Source organism: Microbispora hainanensis, from assembly GCF_006874475.1.
GTDB lineage: Bacteria > Actinomycetota > Actinomycetes > Streptosporangiales > Streptosporangiaceae > Microbispora > Microbispora hainanensis.
The window spans coordinates 1-1,457 of the sequence record NZ_VIRM01000138.1 but is presented as its reverse complement, the minus strand read 5'-3'; the positions used below and the strand labels follow the sequence as shown (position 1 = coordinate 1,457).

General features: G+C 69.3%; 1 protein-coding gene. It reads right to left on the bottom strand.

Features of this window, described 5'->3' with window-relative positions; translation table 11 throughout:
- Positions 1 to 17 precede the first annotated feature (17 nt).
- Positions 18 to 1,223 carry an IS110 family RNA-guided transposase gene (locus tag FLX08_RS39840; protein ID WP_142625424.1) on the bottom strand — a complete coding sequence of 402 codons (1,206 nt, stop codon included), beginning with the start codon at positions 1,221 to 1,223 and terminating at the stop codon, positions 18 to 20.
- Between the last annotated feature and the right edge of the window lie 234 nt (positions 1,224 to 1,457).

Below are 1,457 nucleotides of genomic sequence, written 5' to 3'. Positions count from 1 at the left end.
GCTGCCTAATGCTTTTGTCAAGCCACCGCAGCCCGGACATGGCTAGGGTCGTACGGCCTCCTGTGCCGCAGAATCGCGTGCAGGACGTTGACACGGCGGCGGGCCAGGGCGATGAGGGCCTGGTGATGCCGTTTGCCTGCGGCGCGTTTGCGGTCGTAGAAGGCCCGGCTGGCCGGGTCGCAGCTGATAGCGATGAAGGCCGACTGGTAGAAGACCCGCTTGAGGGCCTTGTTGCCTGCCGTGGCGCGCTGCAAGTAGCGGACCTTGCCCGACTGCTTGAGCACCGGGGCCAGGCCCGCGGCCGAGGCGAGCTGGTCGGGGCTGGCGAATCGGGCGATGCCGCCGGTTTCGGCGAGGAACTCCGCAGTCAGGGTCGCCCCCATCCCCGGCAGGCTGAGGATGAGGGCCGCATCAGGGTGGCGCGCCAGCACCTCCTGGATGCGCGCATCGAGCTGGGCCAGCCGTTCACGTCCGGCCAGCGCTTCGGCCGCCAGGTCGCGGATGATGTCCGCAGCCACCGTCTGCCCGGGGACGGCGATGTGCTGGGCTGCCGCGGCGTCGATCGCCGCCTCGGCCAGCGCTCGGACCATCGACGCCTTCACATGCCGCACCTGGCGCAGATGGGCCAGTACGTCCTCCAGCCCGGCGTCGCGGATCTCGGCCGGAGTGACGAAGCGGGTCAGCAGGTGGAGACCGAGCTTGCCGGTGACATCGACCACTCGCTCCAGGCCGGGGTGGATCGAGGTGAGCAGATCCCGCAGGCGGGCGGCCCGCCGGGTGGCGTCGGTGACCAGCTCCGCACGCCGGCCGACCAGCAGCCGCAGTTCGGCGTCCAGTTCCCGGCCCGGCTGCACTGGTCGCAGGTCATCGCGCATGCGCACCTGATCGGCGATCACGCGGGCGTCCTTGGGGTCGCTCTTGCGCTCCCCGCCCACGGTGGCGCGCCGTGCCCGGTTGACCGCCATCCCCGGCACATGGACCACGGCAAGGCCCGCGTGCAGCAGCATCGCCTCCAGCAGGCCGGCGATACCACCCAGCACGTCGATCCCGACAGTGGCCGGGCCGTGCTCGGCCTGCGCGACGGTGATGTGCTCGATCAGCTCGCCAATGGCACCGGGGGCGTTGTCGAAGCGGCGGCTGAGCAGCACCTTCCCGGTCTCAGCGACCTTGATCTCGGCCCAGTGGAACTCCTTGGAAACGTCGATACCTACAGCGACGGCCATGCCACTCCTTCCTCTCCCGTCACTGCCATGCAGCCTCTCCTCGCCGTCCATGCCCTACATAGCGATCAATCGCAGTGCCTAATCAGCGGTCAAGGAGAAGCGACGAGGCAGGGGGCCGAGCCTCCCTTGCCATCGAGGGCAGCCAGCGTGAGAGCCATCCCTGCCTCGTTCGCACACCCCGATCTTCTACACCAACCGGAGCGCGCTCGCACTCAAGAAGGTAGGGCGGCGTGA